Source organism: Acidaminococcus sp. BV3L6 (assembly GCF_000468835.1).
Classification (GTDB): domain Bacteria; phylum Bacillota; class Negativicutes; order Acidaminococcales; family Acidaminococcaceae; genus Acidaminococcus; species Acidaminococcus intestini.
Map to the genome: position 1 here is coordinate 142,053 of NZ_AWUR01000008.1, position 25,657 is coordinate 167,709.

General features: G+C 46.4%; 20 protein-coding genes and 1 pseudogene. 11 read left to right on the top strand and 10 right to left on the bottom strand.

All coding sequences use genetic code 11. The annotated features are described in order from the left end of the window. Window positions 1-82 precede the first annotated feature (82 nt). From HMPREF1246_RS02410 to HMPREF1246_RS02420, 3 genes are all read left to right on the top strand, one after another. Window positions 83-3,574, top strand: a complete 3,492-nt coding sequence (locus HMPREF1246_RS02410) for an autotransporter outer membrane beta-barrel domain-containing protein (RefSeq protein WP_021736558.1) — start codon at window positions 83-85, stop codon at window positions 3,572-3,574. A 121-nt stretch (window positions 3,575-3,695) separates the two neighbouring features. Beyond that, window positions 3,696-4,655 (top strand): LysR family transcriptional regulator, encoded by a 960-nt coding sequence (locus HMPREF1246_RS02415; protein ID WP_021736607.1) that lies wholly within the window; start codon window positions 3,696-3,698, stop codon window positions 4,653-4,655. Beyond that, entirely contained in the window at window positions 4,645-4,833 is a 189-nt protein-coding gene (locus HMPREF1246_RS02420; RefSeq protein ID WP_021736562.1) for a hypothetical protein, read from the top strand. Before HMPREF1246_RS02415 ends, HMPREF1246_RS02420 begins: the two co-directional genes overlap by 11 nt. Before the next feature lie 47 nt (window positions 4,834-4,880). Here HMPREF1246_RS02420 and HMPREF1246_RS02425 read toward each other — a convergent pair whose 3' ends face one another. Further along, window positions 4,881-5,804, bottom strand: a complete 924-nt coding sequence (locus tag HMPREF1246_RS02425) for a LysR family transcriptional regulator (RefSeq protein WP_021736532.1) — start codon at window positions 5,802-5,804, stop codon at window positions 4,881-4,883. Window positions 5,805-5,941: 137 nt separating this feature from the next. Here HMPREF1246_RS02425 and HMPREF1246_RS02430 point away from each other — a divergent pair, with 137 nt between their 5' ends. Then, a complete protein-coding gene (locus HMPREF1246_RS02430; protein ID WP_021736561.1) occupies window positions 5,942-7,279 on the top strand; it encodes an enolase C-terminal domain-like protein in 1,338 nt (445 codons plus the stop codon). Window positions 7,280-7,422: 143 nt separating this feature from the next. Here HMPREF1246_RS02430 and HMPREF1246_RS02435 read toward each other — a convergent pair whose 3' ends face one another. The 4 genes from HMPREF1246_RS02435 to HMPREF1246_RS02450 all read right to left on the bottom strand — a co-directional run bounded on the left by HMPREF1246_RS02435 (window position 7,423) and on the right by HMPREF1246_RS02450 (window position 11,937). Continuing rightward, on the bottom strand, window positions 7,423-8,946 hold the full coding sequence (locus HMPREF1246_RS02435; protein WP_021736596.1) for a tripartite tricarboxylate transporter permease: 1,524 nt from the start codon (window positions 8,944-8,946) through the stop codon (window positions 7,423-7,425). Between the two features lie 20 nt (window positions 8,947-8,966). Further along, window positions 8,967-9,455, bottom strand: a complete 489-nt coding sequence (locus HMPREF1246_RS02440; RefSeq protein ID WP_021736606.1) for a tripartite tricarboxylate transporter TctB family protein — start codon at window positions 9,453-9,455, stop codon at window positions 8,967-8,969. A gap of 153 nt (window positions 9,456-9,608) precedes the next feature. Beyond that, window positions 9,609-10,595 (bottom strand): tripartite tricarboxylate transporter substrate binding protein, encoded by a 987-nt coding sequence (locus HMPREF1246_RS02445; protein WP_021736574.1) that lies wholly within the window; start codon window positions 10,593-10,595, stop codon window positions 9,609-9,611. 370 nt (window positions 10,596-10,965) lie between these two features. Next, window positions 10,966-11,937 (bottom strand): LysR family transcriptional regulator, encoded by a 972-nt coding sequence (locus tag HMPREF1246_RS02450; RefSeq protein ID WP_016459998.1) that lies wholly within the window; start codon window positions 11,935-11,937, stop codon window positions 10,966-10,968. A gap of 154 nt (window positions 11,938-12,091) precedes the next feature. Here HMPREF1246_RS02450 and HMPREF1246_RS02455 point away from each other — a divergent pair, with 154 nt between their 5' ends. The 6 genes and pseudogenes from HMPREF1246_RS02455 to HMPREF1246_RS02475 all read left to right on the top strand — a co-directional run bounded on the left by HMPREF1246_RS02455 (window position 12,092) and on the right by HMPREF1246_RS02475 (window position 18,563). After that, on the top strand, window positions 12,092-12,619 hold the full coding sequence (locus HMPREF1246_RS02455) for a TRAP transporter small permease (protein WP_009014939.1): 528 nt from the start codon (window positions 12,092-12,094) through the stop codon (window positions 12,617-12,619). Further along, window positions 12,619-13,902 (top strand): annotated as a pseudogene (locus HMPREF1246_RS11040) (TRAP transporter large permease); the annotation flags it as partial. The gene HMPREF1246_RS02455 and the pseudogene HMPREF1246_RS11040, both read left to right, overlap by 1 nt. A gap of 141 nt (window positions 13,903-14,043) precedes the next feature. Next, window positions 14,044-14,949 (top strand): TRAP transporter substrate-binding protein, encoded by a 906-nt coding sequence (locus HMPREF1246_RS11045; protein WP_369794610.1) that lies wholly within the window; start codon window positions 14,044-14,046, stop codon window positions 14,947-14,949. A gap of 52 nt (window positions 14,950-15,001) precedes the next feature. After that, window positions 15,002-16,141, top strand: a complete 1,140-nt coding sequence (locus tag HMPREF1246_RS02465) for a metallo-dependent hydrolase (protein WP_021736603.1) — start codon at window positions 15,002-15,004, stop codon at window positions 16,139-16,141. Window positions 16,142-16,324: 183 nt separating this feature from the next. Continuing rightward, the gene (locus tag HMPREF1246_RS02470; RefSeq protein ID WP_021736557.1) at window positions 16,325-17,269 is read left to right on the top strand and encodes a LysR family transcriptional regulator; all 945 of its coding nucleotides are present in this window, start codon (window positions 16,325-16,327) and stop codon (window positions 17,267-17,269) included. Then, window positions 17,256-18,563, top strand: a complete 1,308-nt coding sequence (locus HMPREF1246_RS02475) for a lactate racemase domain-containing protein (RefSeq protein WP_009014943.1) — start codon at window positions 17,256-17,258, stop codon at window positions 18,561-18,563. Before HMPREF1246_RS02470 ends, HMPREF1246_RS02475 begins: the two co-directional genes overlap by 14 nt. A gap of 50 nt (window positions 18,564-18,613) precedes the next feature. On the opposite strand, the gene HMPREF1246_RS02480 is transcribed toward HMPREF1246_RS02475, so the two are convergent. From HMPREF1246_RS02480 to HMPREF1246_RS02495, 4 genes are read right to left on the bottom strand one after another with little or no spacing between them, the layout of a single operon-like run. Further along, complete coding sequence (locus HMPREF1246_RS02480; RefSeq protein ID WP_009014944.1) at window positions 18,614-18,994, bottom strand: DUF1667 domain-containing protein; 381 nt, start codon at window positions 18,992-18,994, stop codon at window positions 18,614-18,616. Then, window positions 18,987-20,246 (bottom strand): NAD(P)/FAD-dependent oxidoreductase, encoded by a 1,260-nt coding sequence (locus HMPREF1246_RS02485; protein ID WP_021736604.1) that lies wholly within the window; start codon window positions 20,244-20,246, stop codon window positions 18,987-18,989. Before HMPREF1246_RS02485 ends, HMPREF1246_RS02480 begins: the two co-directional genes overlap by 8 nt. A gap of 10 nt (window positions 20,247-20,256) precedes the next feature. Further along, window positions 20,257-21,795 (bottom strand): NAD(P)/FAD-dependent oxidoreductase, encoded by a 1,539-nt coding sequence (locus tag HMPREF1246_RS02490; RefSeq protein ID WP_009014946.1) that lies wholly within the window; start codon window positions 21,793-21,795, stop codon window positions 20,257-20,259. Window positions 21,796-21,827: 32 nt separating this feature from the next. Next, window positions 21,828-23,159 carry an SLC13 family permease gene (locus tag HMPREF1246_RS02495; RefSeq protein ID WP_021736527.1) on the bottom strand — a complete coding sequence of 444 codons (1,332 nt, stop codon included), beginning with the start codon at window positions 23,157-23,159 and terminating at the stop codon, window positions 21,828-21,830. 199 nt (window positions 23,160-23,358) lie between these two features. On the opposite strand from HMPREF1246_RS02495, the gene HMPREF1246_RS02500 reads away from it, so the two are divergent. Continuing rightward, window positions 23,359-24,168 carry an AraC family transcriptional regulator gene (locus tag HMPREF1246_RS02500; protein ID WP_009014948.1) on the top strand — a complete coding sequence of 270 codons (810 nt, stop codon included), beginning with the start codon at window positions 23,359-23,361 and terminating at the stop codon, window positions 24,166-24,168. A gap of 88 nt (window positions 24,169-24,256) precedes the next feature. Here the strand turns inward: HMPREF1246_RS02500 and HMPREF1246_RS02505 are convergent, their stop codons facing one another. Next, entirely contained in the window at window positions 24,257-25,531 is a 1,275-nt protein-coding gene (locus HMPREF1246_RS02505; protein ID WP_021736595.1) for a DUF362 domain-containing protein, read from the bottom strand. Window positions 25,532-25,657: the final 126 nt, after the last annotated feature.

Genomic DNA, 25,657 nt, shown 5'->3' on the forward strand with positions numbered 1-25,657 from the left:
TTCATTTATCTGTGGTATAATGAAGGGCATATACGATTTCATCAAATATTCACATTATTAAATAGAAAAGAGAGGAAGTAACATGAAACATCGCGGTTCTTTTCGATCTGCAGCAAGTGCGCTAGGCGTGCTGCTCTATGTGCTATCGTTATCACCGGCAGCATCAGCTGAAGTGCTTACCATAGGATCTGATTCAGAAATGACCTATGCGGAAGATACAGTCTTCGAAAATGCTTCCAGCGAATCGACTCTTTCCATGGGGAGCGGGAACACATGGGATAACGATAGCTCGGAGCAAGTGACCATTACAAATGCGGACGGAAGCTTTGCTGTTAAGGGTCCGCGGGCTGGGATTTATGTGCCAAGCGGCAAGACGCTCACCATGAAAGCCCAGGAACTGACCCTTTCTTCCACCACCAACACTCAGCTCATTGATGATTCTAATTGGTTTTTCACCCCTCTCCAAGCAGCCGGCCTTTACGCGGAAGGGGGAAACGTGACTCTGGAAGGAGAAAAAGGGATTACCCTGCAAGGATTCAACCATGGCCTTTATGCGAGTGGACCCAGCGACAATAACGATACAGGATTTTTTCCCGATGCGAGCGATGATTCTGATGGCTTTTGGGAAAGCGAACTTCCTTATGACCCAACCAATCCGGATATGCCACCCAGTGGAATCAATACGGATGAACGCACCCAGATTACCCTTACAACAAAGGGCAGCAACACAATCACAGCCACGGCAGGCAATGCTCTGCAGAATCAAAACCCCTACGGTATTTCAGGCATCCAGACCCTCCTCGGTGCTGATGTAACGCTTTCGGCAGGAAAAGACAATCTCATTTCTGTCAATTCAAACGATGCCTTCAGCAGCGGCATCAGTGTCGGGACAATAGCAAGTGGGGGAGAAGCCGGCCCGGCCTTTGGGACCGTCACCCTCACAGCTGGTGGCAATAACCAAGTCACCGGAGCTACCTATGGCATCCGCGGGAGTGGCTATAGCAGCATCGATGTGACGGCGGAAAGCAGCCCTATCACATCTTACCTTGCCGGGAAAGTCATTCTTAAAGCAGAGGGCGACAATATCATTGATGCGAAACAGACGGCTGTCAACCTATGGAATGGCATGGAAGCCAGTCTATCCGCAAAAGGGACCAACGTCATCTCCGCTGAAAATAGCACAGGGGCCCAGCTGAGCACGGACGCCAAGCTGACCCTCACGGGAAGCACAAAAATTACAGCCCCTCTCTATGGCATCATGACGCGGAACGCGTCCCAAACAAGCGTTGATGCTCAGGGCGGCACCCTTACAATTGCGACGAGCACAGAGCCTATCATGGCTAAGATGACAGATGATGCCACAGGTGAGGAATTTGAGGCCGTGGTGGCGCGTCCTATTGCGGCGGCGTCCCTTACGGGCAGTCAGACAGAAATCAAGAATGCCTCCCTTTCCGTAAAAAGTAGTATTGCCTTCCTGGCAGCCCATGCCGTGGATACGTCCAATGTAGACCCAGGTGTGCCCGATCCCTTTCAGGAAGGAGATGCCAGTGGCTCCGGTCAGTCAGTTCCCGGATGGGACGGAACTGGAGATGATTCCACGGGCGGATTTCCTTCGTCTAGTGAAAATTTGTTTGTCGCAGAAAATGAGACGGCCTCCGAATCAGCTAAATCAAGCGATGGGAGCACCCTTTCTGTAATCTACGGAAAAGGGAGTTCTGTAGAGGGCCATCTTCTCGCCTACGACAAGGGCACCATCATGATGGCACCCACAGATGGTGCAACCCTCACCCTTACGGGCAACTTGTATGCCTATGGAGAGGATGCCTCCGTTGGCAGCGACTTTGGAAATATAACACGGATTTTCCCGACGGACCCTGAGGCAGCCCTTCCGGGCGGGACAATTTCCCTTACGCTCAGTGACGGCTCCCTTTTTACGGGGCAAGCCGATACGGGGCTTCTAAATGAGCGCATCATGGCGGCCTCCATGTCAGAAGAAAGCCTCCTTTCAGGAGAAGATATCATTCCTCCTCCCCTGCCGGGAATAGGAGCCATTGATCTCACCCTTGACGCCGGCAGTACATGGAACATGACGGAGGCTTCTGCCGTAACGATCCTTTCGGGCGACGGCGGGGTCGTGCAGTATCAAAGCGGTGGAGATTCCCTTGAAATCGGAACCCTTTCGGGGAGTCACACCTTTGCCATGGACCTTGATGCCGATGACGGCAGCCAAAGCGATATGCTCTACGTCGAGAACGGAACCAGTGATAAACAGACCCTCGCCATTAAAAACATCAGCACCTTGGATAAGGAGATGGAACCGGGTGACGCCGTTCGTTTTGCAACAGTAAAGAATCCGGGCTTTGGTTTTGGCAGCGGCACACTCGTCGCCGCCCTTTCTTCCGGCATTTATAACAACCTCTACAAGACGGAATACCGTTCCCTTTCGTCCGGCGCCTTGAATACGGCTGCCTACAATAACGACCGAAACGGCGGTTCGACCTACTCTGTTTCTCAGGAAGTCGGTCCTCTAAATTTCGCAAAACCCGGTACGGAAAATGTGGAAGCCCTCTATAATGGGGACAGCGCCGTCAATATCTATGTCGTCAAGAGCCGCGAGCACAATGAAGGCGCAAAGACACCCTCCCGTCTAGCAGATCTTTCTTGGCGCTACCTCACCGACCTGGATACCTTTACCAATCGGAGCGGTCACACGCAGTACTTCACGCCAGACGCTGACGAAGGGGCTTGGATTCGTTTCCGTTACCGCAATCTTGGCATTGATGGGACGGGCGAACTTGACGGCAACACCTATGAACTTGGCTATACAACAGTCTTACGGAACCAGGAGCCTCATAAGCATCGTTTGAGTACCTCTGTGGCCTACACCAAAAATGAAGGTCACTTTGAAGGAACCAGCGGAAACCTAGGGCTTCGTGATACCGCCATCAGCGTTTATGATACCCATGTGTACACCCCGACAGAGCTCACCAGGAAAGCCGACTGGAAAAAAGGCACCTACAGTTACTGGGACAGCTATCTCAAATACCATTATGGCAAGGAAGACTACAGTGTCACTGATGCAATAACAGGCACAGGCTATGCAGCCGATTACACCAGACATTCAGTCAATCTTTCTACCGAATACGGGCGGGTCAACAAGCTCTCAAAAGACTGGAGCGTCGTTCCGCAAGCCCAGGTCCAGGTTTCTTACCTCGGAGGGGTTGATACCGTGGATTCCCAAGGGATTTCCCTCTCCGCGGACCACAGCTGGAGCCTCGTGGGGCGCCTCGGCTTTGACCTCGTAAAGCACCTTGACCCGAAACTTGACAGCAAATGCTATTTCAAGGCGTCCCTGCTCCACGAATTCCTCGATGGAGATGATGTAACAGCGGCATATGGCACCGACCGTTATATCACAACAAATGATCAAAAAGGAACCTGGGGCGTTATCGGCCTTGGCTACAGCGTCAAGACCGGAGATAAACAGTCCATGTACTTTGATATGGAACGCTACGTTGGTCATGACTTTCATCGCACCTACAGCCTGCGAGCTGGATTCAATTGGAAGTTCTGACTACTTCCTTACAAGAAATCTTTCGGAGGTCTTCTCCCTTACATTCAGGGGGAAGGCCTCTTTTTTGCCTTGAAAAAAGCACTGTAGTATAATGACAGCATCAAGTCTAGGGAGAAGCGCCATGGATACTCATCTTATTGAACATATTATCAAGATTGCCGAGGAAAAAAGCATCACCAAGGCGGCGGAAAAGCTTTATCTCACCCAGTCCGCCCTGAATCAGCAGCTCCTCAAGCTAGAGCGGGAGCTCGGGATACCCCTCTTTCGCCGCGCCAAAACGGAAATGATTCCCACCCAGGCTGGCGAAATCTATCTTAAAGGCGCGCGGGAGATCCTCCGCACCAAAAGCAGGACCTATGCCGAAATCAGCGACCTTACGGGCAGCTATAAAGGGACCCTTTCCATTGGCATGACTCCGGTCCGCGGTCCCGACATGTTCGTCCACGTCTATCCGCGCTTTCACAAAAAATATCCCCTCATGGCCGTCGTCCCTTATGAGCTCAATATTTACCGCATGCAGCCCCTCATTGCCCGTGGAGACATCGATTTTGGCTTTATGACCCTCTTTCCAGATCAAGAAACCCCGGATGCTTACGAGACCCTTTTTGAAGAGGAAATCCTGCTTGCCGTACCCGCTTTTCTTGAAGTTGCAGGCATCCTGAAGCCAAAAGAAAGCGTGTATCCCCGGCTTCCCCTATCCGAACTGGCAGATTATCCTTTTATCCTTCTACGAAAGGAAACAACCATGCGTCCCTCTATCGACGCCGCCTTCCGGGAAAGCGGAATTGCGCCCCATGTCCTATTTGAAACGCAGAACCCCTCCACCATCCTCGAAATGGTCAGGGCCGGCATTTCCTGCGGCATCGTCGCCGAATCGACAGCCCGTCACTTCACCAAAGGCATCCGCTATTTTTCCTTTGAAGCACCCCTGCGCTGGTCCATGACGGCAAGCTACCAAAAAGGAACGGCCTTAAGCCGCGCTGCCCGCGACTTCATCGACATGGCCGCAGCCTACTGGAAAAAGCCCCATAGTTACCGAAAAAATGACGAAAGAAAAGAACGAAAAAACGATGAACGATAAAAAGATTGCCCTTCGCTTTGCTAAAAAGAACGGCTTTTCCATTGTCGCTAGCAAGAAAGATGACGCAGGACAAGTCTACTTTGAAGCCTATGCCCTGGACGGGCCGGAATGCAGCCTTGTGATCACGCCCCAAAAAATTGTAGTGACAGAGGGGAAGGCCGCATGGATGGAGAAATAGAAAGAAGTACTTCCTGGATGATTTACTATACAAGAAGTACTTCTTTTTTATCCTTTTAAGAGGTGGGTAACAGCCGGATTGGAAAAATAGGAAAAAATCAGTTCCTTGAGAAGTTTTTCCACATCGTGCAGATTCCAATTCTTCCGTTCTGCATAAATAAAATTGCGAGTTGTTTGTGGGATTAAGGAATAGTACCTGATTTTTCCTTCGTCCTCAGCACAAGACCTGCCCAAGAAAGTCACACCGATGCCCATTGCGACCATAGCCTGCATAGTTTGTACGCTATTTGTCTCAAACATCGTATTCGGAATAAATTCGTAATCAAGGAAGATGCGATCAATACATTCCCTCAGCGTGGATCCACGCTTACTGAGAAGAAAATTTTCATTCTTCAGCTCATCAAACATCATATCCCATGAAATAGCTGCCTGAGGATGACGCCTTGCAAAAGGATGACTGCGAGGAACGGCCAAGAGAATCTCCTCTTCACCCAAAATTGTAACTGAATCAAGGAGCAATGCTTTCATATCTGCAATAGCCATGACGGCACAATCCAAGTTTTCCTCTTGGAGCATACCCACAAGCTGGGTAAGCGTACCTTCCGTTATTTCTATGGTTACTTCTGGATAAGCTTCTTTAACTTGGGGAATGATAACTGTCAGCATCTTGAGACCCAACTGACTGGTCACACCGAGAGTAATGTGTCCTTTATTATGAACAGACTGAATTTCCTGGTATAGATTTTTCTTGATCTGAAGAACCTTTTTTGCGGCCTCAACGTATAATTCACCTGCTGCAGTCAAGATCAGCTTATTATGAGTCCTTTCAAACAAAGCTGTCCCCAATTCCTGTTCCAGTTTTGCAATATATTGACTTAAGGAAGATTGAGATACGTAGAGTTCCTCTGCAGCCTTAGTCATATTTTGTTTTCTTGCGATAGCAAGTACATATTCCAAATGTCTTGTATCCATTGTGAAACTCCTGCCTTATTTTCCGCTCTGAAACTGCCATTACAAAAACCGATTGGATAAATCATTATTACATATTGGAGCTTTGATTTCAAATTCGATAAGATGGAGATGAAAAAATAACTGAAGGAGGCAACATAATGACTACACCTAAAGTTACCGAAATGAAAGTCATTCCTGTTGCAGGATATGACAGCATGGAAATGACGCTAAGCGGCGCCCATGCTCCATTTTTCACCCGCAATATCGTCATTTTAAAAGACTCTGCCAACCATACCGGGATTGGAGAAATTCATGGTGGTGAATATACCAAGGAATGCTTGGAAAGCTATATTCCCCTTGTTGTTGGGGAAGAAATCGGGAAGTACAGATCCATTCTCGGCCGTATCCATCGCGGAGGCAAAAAGGCATCCGAAGATGATGGAGAGGGCATCCAGACTCTTGATATTTCCAAGCTAAAATTTGTTGTCCGTGCTGAGTGGGCCCTTGAATGCGCCCTTCTTGACCTTCTGGGGCAGCACTTGGGCGTTCCCATGTGTGAACTTCTTGCAGAAGGTAAGCAGCGTGACAAGGTCGAAATGCTGGGCTATCTTTTCTACGTGTCAGACAAAAACAAAACGGATCTCCCCTATCTTGATGAATCAAAGAGTACTGATCCATGGTTCCGTTATCGTCGTGAGGAAATCCTGACCCATGACCGAATTGTGGAAGAGGCTCAGATTCTCCAAGAAAAATATGGATTCAAGGCTTTCAAACTAAAGGGCGGCGTCCTTGATGGTGCCTACGAAATGGATACGTGCCGAGCTCTTAAGAAAGCTTTCCCTGATGCAAGAATCAACATCGATCCCAATGGTTGCTGGAGCCTTGAAGAAGCCATTGCACTTTGCAAACCAATGGAAAATGTGCTGAGCTATATTGAAGACCCGACAGGACCGCAAGCAGGTTTTTCTAGCCGTGAAGTGATGGCCGAATTCAAAAATGCCGTCCATCTTCCGGTTGCCACCAATATGATTGCTACGAATTGGCGACAGTTCTACCATGCAGCAGCCTTAAAAGCAGTCGATATCGTCCTTGCCGATCCGCATTTCTGGGGAATGGAAGGCAGTCTGCGCATGGCAGCCCTGCTCAAGGACTGGGGACTTACTTGGGGAAGCCATTCCAACAATCATTTCGATATTACACTTGCAACCTTTGCCCAAGTTGGTGCGGCAGCTCCGGGAAATCCAACGGCTCTCGATACGCATTGGATCTGGCAGGATGGTCAGAATCTCCTTAAAGATACACCACAAATCAAAGATGGCTATCTTGAAGTTCCTGATAAACCAGGTCTTGGTGTTACACTCGATATGGATAAGGTTATGAAGGCCAATAAACTCTACAATGCCATGCCCAGTCATGACCGCAATGATGCTATGGCCATGCAGTATCTCATTCCAAATTGGAAATATGACTGCAATAAGCCCTGCCTCATCCGCTGATTCCAAAAAGGAAGCCCTTTTCTCTCATAGGAAAGGGCTTTTTTATACACATGATTTCTTCTTGAATAATGATAAAGGGGAGCCCCGGAAGGAGGATCCCCCTTTATCATATATGGAATTCTATAGGAGATAAGAGGCACTCTTTATTCCTCGTCCACTTTACGTTCACCACGGGATTCCTTGTAAATGGACCAGAGAAGAATCGCAACAGCAATAAAGAAGAAGGTATCAAAAATCGGGCGATTAAAGAATGCCATAAATGACTTATACTGCATGATGCCGCGTCTCAAATAGGTTTCGACCATACCGCCGACGAGGAAGCAAAGAACAAAGGGCGTCGTTTTGAGTCCCAGTTTGTGGTACAGATAGCCAATCACACCAAACAACAGGGTTGATTGGACGTCGAAAACACGACTGTTGGCAGCATAAGCACCAACGCAGCAGAGCACGAGGATGCAGGGCATCAGGATATATTTAGGAATCTTGAGGAGTTTCACAAAAAAACGAATGCCGAGGCTTTCCACAATGAGCATAATCGTAATGCAAACGACACAGGCTGCAAAAATGCCATAAACAACGTCCGCATTTTTTACAAATAGGAGCGGGCCCGCAGATAAGCCATGGATCAAAAAGCCACCGAGCATCATAGCCGTAACACCATCACCAGGAATCCCTAGGACAAGGAGCGGAATGAGGGCCCCGCCAATAGTCGCGTTATTTGCCGTTTCCGTAGCAACAACCCCATCTGGGCATCCCGTACCAAACTTTTCAGGATATTTTGATGCTTTTTTCGCCATGACATAGGACAGCATTCCGGAAGTAGAACCACCAATACCAGGAAGGATACCAATACCAAGACCAATTAATGCAGAACGGAAAGCATTCGGAATCTGATATTTAAATTCAGCCCAGCTAAGTCCCAGAATACGGCCCAAAATGCCATGACCTTCCTCTTCCATTTGAATCAACTGAACCTGTTCACCCTTATCCTTTTGTTCAGAAGTGATCAAGATTTCAGAAATGGCAAATATACCGATCAAAGTAGAAAGGGTATCGAATCCAGCCATCATGTTCACATTGCCAAAAGTAAAACGAATGGTTCCGTCAATGGGTGCCAGACCAACCATGGTGAACATCAGGCCAAAGAAGCCACTTAGAAGCCCACGAAGTAAATCACCACTCGAAAGGACAGCAACCATGACAAGAGCAAAGAAACAAATTCCAAAGTTTTCAGCCGGCGTAAACTTAAGTGCAATAGCAGCCAGTTTCGGCGCAAAAAAGGTCAAAATAATGAAAGAAAATACAGAACCTACAAAAGAAAAGACAATCCCATAATGCAGGGCTTTTCCGGCCTTGCCATTCATGGCCATAGGATGACCGTCAAAACAGGTAGCAATTGATGAAGCCGTACCAGGCATATTGAGCAAGATGGCAGAAATAAGACCGCCTGAAATTCCGCCAATATACACGGCAACGAGCATATTCATCCCAAGAACTGCTTTCATGCTGAAGGTCAGCGGCAAAATAAGGGCAACAGCCATAGCGGCCGAAAGACCCGGAATAGACCCGAAGATGATACCGATGATAACACCGGCGAGCATGAACAGTAACGAAACAGGTTGACAAACACTTAATAAAGCTTGTCCAAATTGGGTAAATGCATCCATCTTTATTTCCCTCCTCTTGCTTAGAACTGAATCAATCCAGCGGGCAGCACAATCTCGAAAGCATAACGGAACAGGAAATAAACTGCAAACGTGAAAATAATGTCAGTAATCAAAAGTTCAATAATCCGTTTTTTTGTTCTTTCCTGCTTCGGAGCAAGTATAATGAACTGAGGGAGCAAATAAATCAAGGTCGCCGCAATAAACCCAATAGGCTGGAAAATGAAGACGTAGACAAGAATCAGAAGCAGACTGCAAAGCATCTTGCGATAGTCAAATTCTTTCGCTGCAGTTTCCGGTTCTTCTGTTTTCTTTATTGTCCGATAGATGGTTTTAACCAGCAAAAGCGCAGCCAGTATAAAGGTAATGAGACTAATGATTTTCGGCATAAAATCCGGTCCAATAGCCATAATCTTTGATTTTGGGAGCGCTGCTGCCATAAAATACATGGCGACAGAAATTAGCATAAAAAATATGGACGTAACATAGTCCCCATATTTTTTCCAAAACATAAACGGTTCACCTTACCTCTCAGCAAAATGCAGAGACCGTAGAAAGCCACAATCCTTTCTATTTCGGTTCTCTCTTATTTGATAAAAAAGATGCTACTTTTCAAGGCAGCATCTTTTTTACCGAACTTATGGAATCACCTTTACCGTAAAAATTTATTTCTTGCCAAGCTCATCAGCAATTTTCTTCAGGGTTTCATACGTTTCTTTTTCCGTTTTTTCAGTATCGGCCGGGCTCTTATACTGTGGCATGATGCTCAGGTTATCCAAAGCTTTTTTGACGTTAGCGTCATCAAGAAGTTCTTTAGTCAGCTTATCAAACCAAGCAATAACATTGTCAGGCGTATCCTTCGGGAAATAGAACTTAAAGGTTTGGTTCGGATACACAAGATCAACACCTTGTTCCTTCAAAGTTGGGAAATTTTTGATCAGGTCATATCTTTTATCGGTAGGTGCACCAAGCATCGTGAATTTACCAGAAGAGACATAGTCCTTCGTATTAACATAAGCACCAGGCATCAAATCAATCTGGCCGGAAAGCATGGCCGTGATTTTATCGGCATTAGATCCTGCATCAACAAGATCAAGCTTAATATCAGCAGCTTTTTCGAAGGCAAGCAGTTCGTAGTAAGTATAAGCACCAACTTCTGTGCAGGCTTTCAATTTACCAGGATTGGCTTTTGCCTGAGCAATGAAGTCTTTAAGATCCTTGTATTTGCCATTCAGGACATAAAACTGTTGGGCAGGTTCCATAGCAAAGGAAGGCCCCAGTTTAAAAGCACTGTAGTTGAAATCTGTTACGCCAGCAACATTTGCCACATTGACAAGTTCATGGCCATAAAGAACAGTTGTACCATCCGGTTTTGCTGCACGGACCTGGTTCGAAGCAACAGAACCTGCAGCACCTTTGGCGTTAACGACGACAAAGTCATATCCCGTTTTTTCTTTAGCAAATTTTGCAAAAACACGGGCAGAAAGATCCGTATCTCCCCCTGCACCGGCAGGAATGACTATAGAGATGGCACCTTTTGGCTTCCATTCACCGCCATTTGCGCTCTTTTTCTCATCCTTAGCGCCGCCGCAACCGGCCGCCAAGAGAGTAAGCGCACACAGAACACCCGCAATCAAACCTTTCTTTTTCATACGTATCCTCTCCTATAAGAATATTCCCTCATGGTGGACAATTCCACCACAATAAGCCGATTTGAATAGTACCTAGACTCTGAAAAATCTGTCTATTCTTTACAGTTTTTATTTTATCATGCATCTAGTCGAAATAAAACTTATAAAAATCAATTCTTTTTCTTAGAAAAACTGATTATATTATTGCTTATTTCCTATATTATAGTAGTAGAATGATATTTTTATCATGATAAGTCTTATTTGCACTTTTCTGCACATTTTGATATCTTATAGATATGAGGCAATCCCTCACCCATATCTACCCTCACATAGATATGGAAAAGACCTTTCGAGTTTGATCTGCCATTCTCGAAAGGTCTTTTAATATGCATTATTTTAGATAGCCAGGACTTTCAGTTAAAAATATCTTTTCTAATTTTTGACCATACTGATCCATCAAACGGATAAGATCATATATTGATTTGCTGAGTTTATAGTCTTTCCTGTGGACGATAGAGACACTCCACACGGGATTATCAAGCAGGCGAAACCATGCACAATCATCGCGATATGGACTAGATAAGACACGAGAATGCGGGAGGATTGTACAGGAAAGCCCCTTACCCACAATTTGTGTGAGTGCTGTATTGATTGCCGTTTCAAGCATAATGATAGGATGCAGTTGATTTTCCTCAAACATAGGATCAATAACTTCCTTGCGCATGGTAGAATCCTCAAAAATAAGAGAAAATGGCTCATCTTTAAATAGATGGATATCGGTGACTCGGAGCGGCTGGGCAGTTCCAATAGGTACGGCATTTTTAGCCATAGGATGGGTCATTGGAATCCCCAATAGCAAATCTTCCTGATAAACTTCATGAAAGACCAAATCTGGAAAACATTTTGCAGTGTTAATATTGGTCAAGACAATCCCAATATCAAGTTCCCCCTCTTCGATGAGCTGATATTGATCACGTACAATATGTTCTGCCAATTTGCATCGAAGATAAGGGTAATGATGACGAAAAATAGGATAGACAGCCGTAAAAAGATCAATTCCATGTTCATGGGTAAGACCTATGGAAATTTCAGCATGGATATTATTCTTGAGATCACTTAGCTGCATAAGGGTATTACGCTGTATTCGGAGGATTTCCATTGCATTGCGCACATAAATTTTTCCTGCATCAGTAATCCGAAAATGATGATGATCCCGCTCAAAGAGCTTGATTCCAAGATTGCGTTCCAGCTTCAGTAATTGCTGGTTGAGACCGGACTGCGTTAAATAAAGTTTCTCAGCGGCTTTGGAAATGCTCTCACACTTGGCAATCATGACGACGTAATCCAGCATCTTGATATCCATGGAGGATCCTCCTTAATAGTAGTTTTTCTACTTATAAAATAAATTATTATCACCTTCATTTCATTTCGTCAAGCCAGTAAAATGAATCGCAAGAGTTATCGGAATATTTTTTTATTTCATCTCCCTAGGAAAAGGTAAAGAAAGGGGTTTTATCATGAAAGTATTACACTGGCTTGACCGAAATTTCGAGCTCCTGATTTTGGCAATCATGCTCGCTGTCATGTGCGTACTGTCCTTTGCAAATGTTGTCATGCGCTATGGATTCCACCATGCCTTGACTTGGTCAGATGAGGTATGTTGCTACCTGCTTGCACTGTCAGCATTCTTCTGCCTACCTTGCGCCATTCGGAGAGGGGTCAGTCTAAAGGTAGATACCTTTACAAGACTGCTCCCTGAATCAATTCAAAAGTATATTGAAATTCTCATCACCCTTGTCATGATGGGGATTATTTGGTTTCTTTTTCAAGGAACCATTGAACTGATAGGAAAAGCTGATTTGATTCATCAGGCCAGTCCTGCACTCCGGATTCCAGTCGCTTCGCTGTACCGTTTCATGGCCTTAGGCCTTGCACTTGGAATGGTTCGTTACCTTCAGCTTCTATATCGTCTCTTTACAGGAAAAGCGCAAACAGAAGCAGACAACGGAAACGATATGGAAAATGAGAAGGAGGAGATGAACTAATGGGTATCGGGATTTTCTTTCTAGTTCTATTCGTGCTTATCATCGCGGCACTTCCCATTGGAGGCGTTTTTTCCTTTCTCTCCATGTTGCCCCATTTAGCAAATCAAGCCTTTTCCTTTGGTGTAAGTGATGTTGCCCGTGCCATGTTTTCGGGGCTAAACAGCTTCACCCTTCTAGCCGTGCCTATGTTCATGGTCTCCGGTATGATTATGGCAAGGGGCGGTATTTCGAAGAAACTCTTCAATTTCTTTGGTTATTTTATCGGCAATAAAACGGCAGGATTTCCCTGCGCTGTCGTCGTTACCTGTATGTTCTATGCGGCTATTTCCGGATCCTCCCCAGCTACAGTTTCTGCTGTAGGATCCATGACAATTCCATTTCTCGTAGCCAAAGGATACGACAAGATCTTTGCAACTTCAATTGTGACAGTTGCAGGTGGACTTGGAGTCATCATTCCACCGTCCATATCTTACATTGTCTACGCTTCCATCGCCAACTGTTCTCCCTCAAAACTCTTCATTGCCGGAATCATTCCGGGCATCCTCATTGGCGTTGCCCTCATGGTTTATTGCTACATTTACTGCAAGAAGCATGGTGAAGATAAACAAAAACTTCAGGAAAGCTATGCCAAGCTCCACAAAGACGGATTATGGAAGCTCTTTAAAGACAGCTTCTTTGCTCTTATGACACCGGTCATCATTTTGGGAACGATTTATACAGGCATCTGCAGTCCTACTGAAGCTGCTGTAATCAGCGTTTTCTACGGTCTTTTTGTGTGCATCTGTGTCTATCGAACACTTTCTATCAAGGACCTTGGACATGTTTTTATGGAAGGTGCCAAGACATACGTCAATATTCTTTTCGTCATCGCTGCAGCAGCCGCTTTTGCAAAGGTATTGACGCTGCTCCGTTATCCTCAGACCATCAGCCAAGGGGTTCTTGCCCTTTCGGACAATAAGTATGCAGTCCTTCTCATCATGAACCTTGTCATGCTTGTATGCGGCATGTTCATCGACAACATTCCAAATATCATGATTTTAACTCCAATCATGGTTCCAGTCGCTACGGCCTTAGGTGTTGACCCGATTCATTTTGGGATCATCATGACCTGCAACCTAGCTATTGGTATGGTTACTCCTCCCATGGGAATCAATCTTTTTGTTGCATCCGGCATGACAAAAATTCCTATGCTGAGACTTGCCCGTTCCGTCGTTCCCTTCCTCGTTACATTCCTGATTTCCCTAGGTCTAATTACCGCTGTTCCAGGGATTTCTATGGGGCTTGTCAGTGCCCTCTCCAAAGATACTGCAAAAGTTGCAGCAACGACAACACCTGCTTTGGATGCTGATGCCGATTTTTATGGAAAAAACATCAAAGCCTTGGACCCTGCGTCGATTCCTGCAGAATACCATTGGAGAGCCGCCATGACTGTTGCTGACTCATCTATCAACTATAAGATGGTCTCTGAATTTGCGTATTTAATTCACCAAAAATCCGGCGGTAAGATCACGGTTAATATCTATCCAAGCGGTCAGCTGGGCAACACAACGGAATTTACGGAAGCTGTGGTCAGTGGTTCAATAGACATCGGGACAGGAATGACAACAGACCTTGTTGATTTTATCCCCCAATATGCCGTCTTTGACATGCCAAACCTATTTGATGATGTAAAACAAATGAGAGCCGTCCTCAACGGGAATTTTCCTAACATCATGAACCAGTATTGCAATGCGGGCGGCATCCAAATGCTTGGTTACTCTGATGCTGGATTCCGTCAACTCACAACAAACAAGATCGTAAGAAAACTGGATGATCTGAAAGGGCAAAAAATCCGCGTTATGACCAATCCTTACCATCTTGCTTATTGGGATGCCCTAGGTGCAGCAGCAACACCGATGCAGTTCACAGAAGTATTCATGGGACTGCAGCAAGGAACCATTGACGGACAGGAAAACCCTTATATGAACATTGTAGGAAACAATGTTCAGGAAGTGCAGAAATATGTAATCGAAACCAATCATATCGGGCACATCATCACCTTCTTCATGAACAAGGATGTTTATAACTCTCTGCCTGAAAATGTCCGTCAGCTTGTCGATGAATGCGCTGCGGCCGCTACTGCGTATGGCAATACCAAAGCGGATGCCAGCATCAAAGAATATAAACAGATTTGCATTGACGCAGGTGATCAGATTATTACGCTGGATCCCTCTGTCGTAGAAGAAATTCGCCAAAAAGGCAAAGTCGTACAGCAAATGGTCCGGCGCGATGTAGGTAATGAAATTGTTGACCAACTCATGGACGCAATTGCACAAACCAAAAAGCAGTAATTTACAAAAGCCTTGATGCCTGCCATCAAGGCTTTTAGAAAGGATGTACTTTATGAATTTTCTCATCAAGAATGGAGTTTTCTTGGATACAGAAACAGGCACTTGGATTCATTCCAATCTTGCTATCATAGGTGGAAAGATTGCGGAGACGCCACTCCCTCACAAATCGAAAAACTATCGTATCATCGATGCCAAAGATTGTCTCATTACGCCAGGTCTCATTGATTATCACACCCACTACTACGAAGGCGGCAGTGAAAATGGTGTGAATCCAGACGCGACTTCATTCTGCACTGGTATTACAACAGCAGTGGATGCAGGCACAACAGGTGCGGGTGGCTATGAACTTTACTACAAGACCATTATATCGATGTCTGACGTACGGATTCTTAACTGTCTGCTCGTCGCCTCCGGTGGTCAATCCAATAACCGATATCCAGAGAATCTAGACCCCAAATATTTTGATGAAGAAAAGATTATGTCACTATTCAAGAGGTATGGTCATAACCTTGTTGGACTGAAAACAAGACTGTCAAAAAATATTCTCTCTGCAGGAATGGCTCGTATTTCCTTAAAAAAGACCATTGAAATTGCGGATTGCATTGGTACCCGTGTTGTGGTTCACGTCACCGATTCTCCCATTCCCCTTGACGAACTTGCATCGTATCTCCGTCCTGGCGATGTCATCTGCCATATTTTCCACGGAAAGGGTAAACATACCTGTCTAGACAAAGATGGCCATGTTCTCAAAGGCTTATGGGAAGCGCGCCGGCGCGGCGTCCTCTTTGATGCCTGTAATGGAAGAAGCAATTTCGATCTCGTCGTGGCTCAAAAAGCAGTCCAAGAAGGTTTTGTGCCAGACATCATCAGTTCCGATAACAATGCATCCAGTTGGTTTCTTCAACCCCTTCATTCCCTTCCCCGCATTCTCTCAAAATATGTAGATTTCGGGATGAGTTTAGAAAGTGTGCTCTTAACAGCAACAAAGAAACCAGCACATCTCATTGGCCATCCTGAATTAGGAACGCTGAAGGTCGGTACGCCTGCAGATCTTGTAATTTTTAAAGATAAAAGAAAACAAGTCCCCTATGAAGATTGCAATGGTCATACCTTCATTGGCCATCATGTTCTTGTACCTCAAATGACATTTAAAGATGGTCGCTGCGTCTATTGTCAAGCTGACTTCCAATAAGTAAACAAAAGCCTGTGCACTCCAACCTATCAGGAGCTGCCAGGCTTTTGTTTCATCATAGAGAGATTTTTGCAATGCATCGATTACATCAATCCTTCTTGCCTCACAATCCAATATATTTAATTTGAATTTTAGATAATATCATGATATATTATCTTTAAAATTAATTTCCCAGGAGGTGCCATGGATACTGATTTGATTCGTACTTTTTTGACGCTTGCCCAATGCAACAGTTTTTCCACGGCTGCCGAAAAGCTCACCATTTCCCAATCCACGTTGAGTCATCGTCTCCATCAGCTAGAAGAAGAATTGGGAAATATCCTCGTTTGCCGCAGCCGAGGGAAACGGAATTTTCACCTTACTGAAGCAGGGTTGGAGTTTATCCCTCTTGCCGAGGATTGGATGCACCTATCCCGTTCCATCAAGGGGTTTCACCTAGGAAGACGGTCCCAGATGCTGCGTATCGGCAGTATAGAATCCATCAGCATGGTCATGAGCCCGTTTTACAAAAGACTGCTCAATGACAAAGGGGGCTCTTCCCCGCTCCACCTCTTTTACACAACAAGCCCATCCTTTAAACTCTATGATTCCCTGGAAGCCCATCAACTTGACGTGGCTCTGGTCGTAAGGAAGCGGCGCAGTCCCCTTCTTGTAACAGATCCCCTTTTTTCCGAAGAACACTATGTTGTTGGAGATTTTGGAAATCATCCCCAGCCTATTGATCCAACCACTCTCCCACCTGGTCAAGAGCTGCTTGCTGACTGGTCACCAGATTTTGAGCCCTGGCATCAAGAAGTTTTCGGTTCATCGGCAAGTCCCCTTGCCACGGTGGACACATCCCAAGCCCTGCTTTCCCTTTTGGGAAAAGAAACGTGGAGCATTATTCCAGAAGCCTTTGCCCTCTATCTCAAGGACTCTGGAATCTTGGATCGCTTAGGCCTATTTCTCTACGAACTGACTACGCCGCCACCGCGCCGCGTGACGTATAAGGTAACCCATCGGGATCTCGATCCCGTCCGTAAGGAACTGCTAACTTATTTTGAAAAAGAACTGGACCAGTTTGTGTCCGCTACCGGATTTACCCTACGTGCAGGAAACACAAGGAGGAAAAATAATGGAAATTGTTAGAGGCGGTGTTGTTTCAAAACTGCTTGAAGGCGTGCCTATCCCAAAGATGTTCCGGGCAAAGCAAAGCTTTCCCCGGCCTCTCATCAAACGGGAAGATATCCCCGCTGCCGTTTGGCAAGCCATGGAAGGCGAACGTGTAGCTTCACTCATCAAACCAGGTATGAACATTGCCATCACGGCAGGCAGCCGCGGCATTGCCAATGTCGACGTCATCACTAAAGCTATTGTTGATTTCGTAAAGAAAAAGGGTGCTCATCCCTTTATCGTCCCTGCCATGGGAAGCCACGGCGGGGCGACAGCAGAAGGACAGCTCCAGATCCTTGAAGGCTACAACATTACGGAAGAAAGCATGGGTTGCCCTATCCGCTCCTCCATGGAAACCGTCCTTTTGGGAACAAGCGAGCTGGGAAAACCTGTTTACCTAGACAAGATTGCCTATCATTCCGACGGCATCATCGTCTCCTGCCGCGTAAAGCCCCACAATGCCTTTCGCGGCCCCTATGAAAGCGGGTTCTGCAAGATGATGGTTGTTGGCCTCGGCAAACAGGAAGGCGCCGAAAGCGTCCACAGCGACGGCATGGGCGTCATTGCCAAGAATCTTCCAGCAAACGCCAAAGTCATTCTCGATAAAGCCCCCATTCTCATGGGCGTCTGTACCATTGAAAATGCTTACGACGAAACAGCTAGAATTGCAGCGGTTCATCGGGATGACATCCTAACGGAGGAACCGGGGCTTCTTAAAGAAGCCTTTGGCAATATGCCCCGTCTCATCGTTGGTGAATGCGATGTACTCATCGTCGACGAGATTGGGAAGAATTACAGCGGCACCGGCGTTGACCCCAACATTACAGGAACCTTCTCCACGCCTTATGCCCATGGCGGCGTCAACGTGCAGCGGACATGTTTTCTTGATCTAACGGAAGCTTCTCATGGCAACGCCCTCGGGACGGGCCTCGCAAGCTGTATATCTAAGCGCCTCTTTGACAAGATTGACCTGCAGATGATGTATCCCAACACCATTACCAACACGGTCATCCGTTCGGCAGAGCTTCCTATCATCATGGCAACGGACAAGGAAAGCATCCAGTTCTGCATCCGCACGTTAAATGGGGTTGATAAGGTACATGCCCGTGTCATCCGGATTCCCAACAGTCTCCATATCGGAACCATCATGCTTTCCGAAGCCTATTATGCTGATGTCGCAGAAGGCAAATATGAAGGACTGGAAGCCCTAGATACGCCTGAATATATGGAATTTGACGATGAAGGCAACCTTTTGACGAAGATCATCTGATTCTACTAAAAATGGCTCTCTCCTGCATTTCTGTAGGAGAGGGCCATTTGTTATCCTTGCTTCTTTTCCACCCGCTTAGTTGCAATCACGTCAATGCCAAGCCCCAGTACATCTGGAATAAGCACACTTCCTTCTTCGACAGGAGCCTTCACCACCGTCTTCCGGATTTCTTTCATCACGGGGAAAATCATGTTTTTAGGAATCACGCCTTTAGTTCTTACACTCACGAGCGGCAATTCTCCACCTTCAACAAGGACAGAGCTAGCAATACTGCGTTTGGGGGCAATGAGCTCCTGCCGAGCATAGGTTTCCCCCCGCTTACATAGCGCCCCCTCAACGGAAAGGACCTCAATGGTTTCTGCGCTTTTTTCATAGGCGATATGCAGGTCACAGCCATTGGGGCAGACAATACAGGTTAACTCCTTATTCATCAACGCTCACCTCCAAGGACGCTGTTCCAATAATCTGGTTACTCTTAATGGGCAGTTCAATCATATTTGCCGGCAGGGCATTTTTTACAAGCTTTTGGGCAACAACATGATTCCCTTGGCGAACCGTAATTTTGGCATTTTTCTGAGGGCCCCGTACACGAAGGGAAAGGGTTACATCTTCTTTTCCTGTAAGCTTTTGAGGAACCGTGTGTCCCACATTACGGCCCGTTTTGACGTCAATGACAGCCTCATAGCGGCTTCCTTCCAGGTAGCGCTTGATTCCCCGGGCCATAGCTTCTGCTTCCAGGGAGACAAAATCAACCAAGTCATGAACATGTAGGACGTTGCCTGCGGCAAAGATTCCCGGTACGGTCGTTTCAAAGTATTCATCGACAATGGCCCCACTCGTAGCCGGGGTAAGAACAGCGCCTGCACCCAAGGTCAGTTCATTTTCCGGGATCAATCCAACAGAAAGGACAAGGGTGTCACAAGGGATTTCCTCTTCTGTTCCTTCAATCACTTGAAGCTTTTTATCCACTTTGGATACGACAACGCTCGTCACACGATCCGTTCCCTTGATATCTGATATGGTGTATCCCAAGTGCAGGGGAATGTCATAATCGTGGAGACACTGCTCAATATTGCGGGGAAGGCCGCTCGGGATGGGGTTGATCTCGTAGACGCCGATGACATGCGCTCCTTCAAGGGTAAGGCGGCGAGCCATGATAAGGCCAATATCCCCGGACCCTAGGATCACCACTTCTTTGCCAGGCATCCGGTTTTGAAGATTGATATAGGCCTGGGCCACGCCTGCCGTAATGACACCAGCCGGGCGGGTTCCCGGAATAGCAAGGGCTCCTCTTGTCCGTTCCCGGCAGCCCATAGTGAGGACAACCGCTTTTGCTTTAGCAATGATCATGCCCGATTCATGGGCTGCCTGCACCTCATGATCAGGTGTCACGTTAATGACCGTCGTATCCGTCACATAAGGGATCTTCCGTTTTTCCACTTCCTTGATAAAACGGGCTGCATATTCAGGACCGCTTAACGATTCTCCAAACCGTGTGAGGCCAAATCCATCATGGATACACTGTTTGAGTATGCCGCCCAAGGCATGTTCCCGTTCAAGGATCAAAAGATCCGTAATTCCTTCATCATAGAGCTGGACCGCCGCTGCAAGACCAGCTGGGCCGCCGCCGACAATGACGACATCCGTATGCAGCACCTTAGCTTTTTCCGCTTTCATTTCCATCTGCTCCCTCTCATTTCCCGGCTTCATTCCGAACTGTTCCTGTAAAGATCCAGCCGCCTTCACGCTGGTAACGAAGATCTTCCGGAGAAAGCCCCAGTTCCTTTTCGATGAGTTCCGTAATGCGCGTCTGGCAATAACCGCCCTGGCATCTTCCCATCATGGATCGGGTCCGGTTCTTGATTCCCGTCACTGTGTGGACTCCCAAAGGATTATGAAGAGCCGCCAAGACCTCAGCCTTGGTCACGTTTTCACAGCGGCAAAAGATCTGTCCATAGTTTGGATCTTCTCTGATCGCTTCCACCCGTTCTTCCAAGGTCATTTCAGCAAAACGCGGAATCGGTTTGCGGATTGGATCGAAAGCCGCTTTTTTCTTGATGCGGGTTCCTTCATTTTCTTCCGTACCAAGGAGAATGGCTGCCACGCGGCGAGCCAGCGGTGTTGCCGCCGTGACACCAGGAGACTCGATTCCTACAAGGCTGATGGTATGGGGGATCCCTGCATTTGTATCAATCCGGAAATCCAGAGCTTCCTTTGTTGTCGGATTACAGTTGCGCCACCGGATTCCCACAAAATTACGGATGAAATAAGGGCGCGCCATCTTGGGGAACATCTTTTTTCCATCAGTAAAAAGTTTATCCAAACTCTGCTTCTGGTTTGCATAATCCTCGGGGCCTTCCGTATCATACCAATCAGGTCCTACGAGAATATTGCCATCCACCGTAGGCGTTGCGTGCGTCACGAATCCCCCTTGGTCATTTGGAGCTGGATAGACAGGGATCTTGAGAAACTGGCCGGCCTTTTTATCAAGGACGTAATACTCTCCTTTGCATCCATACTGAGGAACATGCGGATAGCCCATCATTTGGCCGATCTTGTTGGCATAGGCACCGGCGCTGTTAATGACCCATCTTGCAAGGAAAATGGCCCGTTCTGTCGTTACCTCATACAAGTCTTCTTTCCCTGATATGGAAGGATTTCGCTTGATAAGAAGAGCCATGTCGGGTGTATCCTTAGCAATCTGCTTAATGCCCGTGACACGGGATCCGAAGTAGAAATGAACGCCATTATGGCAGGCATTTTCAGCAAGTCCAATGGTGTACTGGAAAGGATCCAAGATTCCGGAACTAGGAACATACATGGCAAAATTGCCGCCTGCGTTAGGTTCAATGCGATGCATTTCGTCAGCATCGACCATACGCATACCTTTGACGCCGTTTGCTTCCCCGTTGGCCTTAAAGCGCAGGATATTTTGGCGGTCATGTTCGGTAAATCCAACAACCAATTTTCCCGTTCTCTTAAAAGGCACACCCAGTTCGGAAGCCACTTTATCGAATTCCTGATTGCCTTCTACGGAACACTGGGCCCGCAGCGTCCCCAGTTTATACGTAAACCCACCGTGAAGCATGCCCGTGTTGCGGCTGGAGTTTCCTGTCGCCACATCCAGTTCCTTTTCAAGAACGGCTGTTTTTAGTTCATATCGGGATAGTTCCCTTGCAATGGCGCTTCCTACGACCCCTGCGCCAATGACAATGACATCGTATTGTTCCATTCTTCTTTTTCCTCCTTATTCAAGGTTCCTTTCTAAAATAGCAGGGAAGGCGCTGTTAGGCAAACCACAATCATGAATAACAGCCATAAGGGCCCCCCAATTTTAACGTAATCACTAAATTTATACCCAGCGGGGAGTATCTGCATATTTACAGGCGTCCCGATTGGGGTTGCAATGGCCATATTAGACGCCACAGCTATGAGAATGATAAACGGTACAGGACTGAGCCCCATCTTGAGTGCCAAAGGAATATAAATAGGTGCAAGCATCGCCGAAACCGAAACATTCTGCATAAATAAGGTCAAGAAACTTCCTAAGACAAACATCACACAAATGACGACCGTCAAGGAAGCATTTTCACCTCCGAAAAAATTAAGGATACTACTGGCAATCAGCTCTCCGGCTCCGGTCTTTTCCAATCCCGTTCCCAAAGTGGTAATGGCGCCGACAGTCAGAAGGACACCCCAATTGAGTTCATGCAAGGTTTTCTCAAAAGAAATCGTTTTGGTCATAAAAAGGATCGTCGCGCCAATCAGGGCAACATTTGCAATATTCAAATAGGCACTGAAGGGCCTGAAACCACAAAGGATAAATCCCACAATGCAAATTCCCAACGTAAAGACCGAGATGACCTGCTTTTTCTTAGGAACCTGAGGAATTCCGACCCCATCGAGTTCATCACAGGGCGCTGCTGCATATTGGTTTCCATCATCAAAATGAGGGGACCCTGGCTTTAGGGTCTTTTTAGTAATGGTATACCCAATCGTTGCAAAGTAAAGGACCATGACAATATCAACGATCCACATGATGCGTGTAACATCAAAAACCCCCATTCCCATCTCATACCCTGCTGTCTGCATGAGGAAACTGTTGGCTGTATTCTGTGAAGTTGACCCAACAAGGGTCGTTGCCCCACCAACAATGCAGGCAATTCCGGCGGGCATAATGACCATCTTGGAACGGATTTTTCCTCTCGAACCAGCCGCGACCGCTGCTATGATTGGCATCCACATGGCAATGCATCCAGAATCACTCATGAAAGCAGACATGAAGGTACAGATGGTCACCACAACAACAGTAAAGATCCTTTCATTCTGCACAATCCTTAGTTTTCCAATGGCAACCCCCATCTTTTGAGCCACGCCGGTTTGAAAAATAGCGTCTCCAACAATCATCATCCCGGCAATCATACAGACAGGAGCACTGCCAAATCCCGAATAGATGGCAGATAACTTGACACTGGGGAGCATGATTCCCATTGCCAGTGAGCAAAGGACGGCCGTAACCGCCATAGGGAACGCCCTCGTGATGAATAAGACCATCGTAACTGCGACAATTACGATACATAGTGTAGTCTCGGACATATTTGCGCCTCCTTCAATATGTCTCCGTAAAAATTCAAAGGACTCGTAATATTCAGTTTTCTGCAGTTGTGATCACAATCTCCTCTTTCATCCTAGGAAATATTTAAGTTCTAGTCAATTTATATTGATTATATTGATTTAATTTGTTAATATTCACCTTAAAGGCAAGAATAAATGCAAATTAAAGAAGGCGATTTTCTTGGGTAAGCTTCCTTATTACGCCTATTTTGGATCCTCTATCGTTTATTCCGTTCCACAGCTCCATGATGAAATGGAAATTTATCTCAGTCTGAATCATAATGGCAGCTTTCTGGTCCAAGATACCCGTTATCCCCTCGAAACGGGCAGTCTGATCATCATCCGACCCTTTGAAATCCATTATTTATTCAGTTCAGTCAAGGATCATACAGATCGTTATGCTTTACGCTTTCCTGTTGGTTTCCTTGAAAAGATGTCCACACCGGAAACTAATCTAAAAAAGCTATTTGAAAATGTTCCCCACCATATCATGCTTTCTCAGCATGACCTCATTAAATTTTCGAGTCTTATGGAGGACTTGATTGCTCCTGTACGCCCCCAATTTGGGGAAGATATCTATCGCACCCTTTTGCTAGAAAAATTTCTGCTTGCTGTGGCAAGGAAACTGCACGATTGCAAGACAGACGAAACAGCCGAAATCGAAACGCGCGACCGCACCATTATGGATACCATCACCTATATTTCGGCCCATTACCTGGAGTCCATCCATCTTGACGATATCGCCACCCACCTTTATGTCAGCAAATCCCGTCTCTGCAAGATTTTCAAGGATCATACGGGGATTTCCATTGGCGACTATATGACAATGCTCCGTCTGCAAAAAGCTTGTGTCCTCTTGAAAGAAAATACCATGATGGTACGGGATGTAGCAGCTGCGGTAGGATTTAAGAGCTATCCGCATTTCATTCGAACCTTTACCAATAAAATTGGAATGTCACCGAAAAAATTTGTACGCGAATCAAAAAAGTAACAACAAAAAAGATGGAAGCAACAGCACTTCACATACTGTTGTTTCCATCTTTTTGTTATCCAATACTTTCGTGTAAAGTGACCTCTTATTATTTCCAAAAATGTTTGAGGGCACCATTACCTTCAAAAGGAACAGGGAAATAATCCCCTACCAAGGATCCTCGCTCTGGTTCGAGTTCTTTTGCAAGGGCTTTTGATACCCAGATTCGTTCGAGGTTCCCTGTATTGCGGATAATCGCCATGCGAAGATCTTCCGGGGCAATTCTTCCTGCGGCCTTGATACAGGCTTTAAAAACAAGTTCGTCCGTTTCCATCGTCGGCGGAATCATAGCCGTAAAGGGCTTCATTCCCGTCAAAGCATTAATGACCGTCATGGATTCATCAAGTTCATCCCGAACGCGCCGGGAAATAAAGTTTCCCATGCCGATTCCATTGCCATTGCCTTCGGATTGAGGCGTAATGGAGAGAATCCCCAGCTCCGTCACATCAGGTCCAACATTGGGCCGATTATTGATGGGTCTTCCCACAATTGCAGGGTCCATCCCGGTCCCTGATATATTTTTTCCTAGCTCACAGCAAATCAGCACGTCCATCGCGTCAAAGGGAATGCGCGGGACCATTTTCTTGGCCCGTTCCAGGATTTTGGGTTCTTCTGTTGGGATTTCTTCTTTTCTGAGGGCATAGACATCAGCGAGTTCATCGTAACCATTTTCTATGACCGCAATCCCGCCAACGACTTTAGCGGTTTTAAGAGCCAGAAGCCCCACCCTTGCCATGTTATCGTTCAGATAATCCGTACCAAGGCTGTGGGTCATCGCTGCTCCTTTGTGTTTAGCCAGTCCAATAGCCATCATCTTGACAAGACCACTCTGATAGGCACCATAAATGGATGTATGAGTCTTTACCCGATTGAGCAGCAGGATGCCATCTGCCTCCGATGCAATCCGGTCCAAATAAACAGGAAGTCCCAGTTCCGTTCGGGCAATCTCAACGACATCCATACTTGAATAGATTGGAGCACCCACGGTCTCTTCCGTAATGCCAAGATGCTTTAAGACCTCAACCTGACCTTCTGCAGTGGCCCCGCCATGGCTTCCCATGGCAGGAACGATAAAGGGGACAGCCCCACATGCCTTGATATAACGGACCGCAGCCCTCATCACGGCAGGATAATCCGCAATACCGCGACTTCCACCTGTAATAGCGATTCGCATGTCTGGCCGTATGGGGAGTTTTTTCTCTTGAAGGCGCGCCAAAAGGACCTCTTCTGCCTTAGGCAGACGAGTTTTATCAAATTTCGTTTTGATTTCAATAACAGGAGGAATCCTGTATTCATCAAGCATTTTCTTTAGCGCATCCATCATATCATGACACCTCCCAAGCATTCCTTCCCCTCAAAGTATAACATAAAGAGATGACAGAATATTCTTGTATCATTCAGATTTTCTGATGAATCTTCCAAGAATTTTAAAAGAAAGCCAACAGGAATA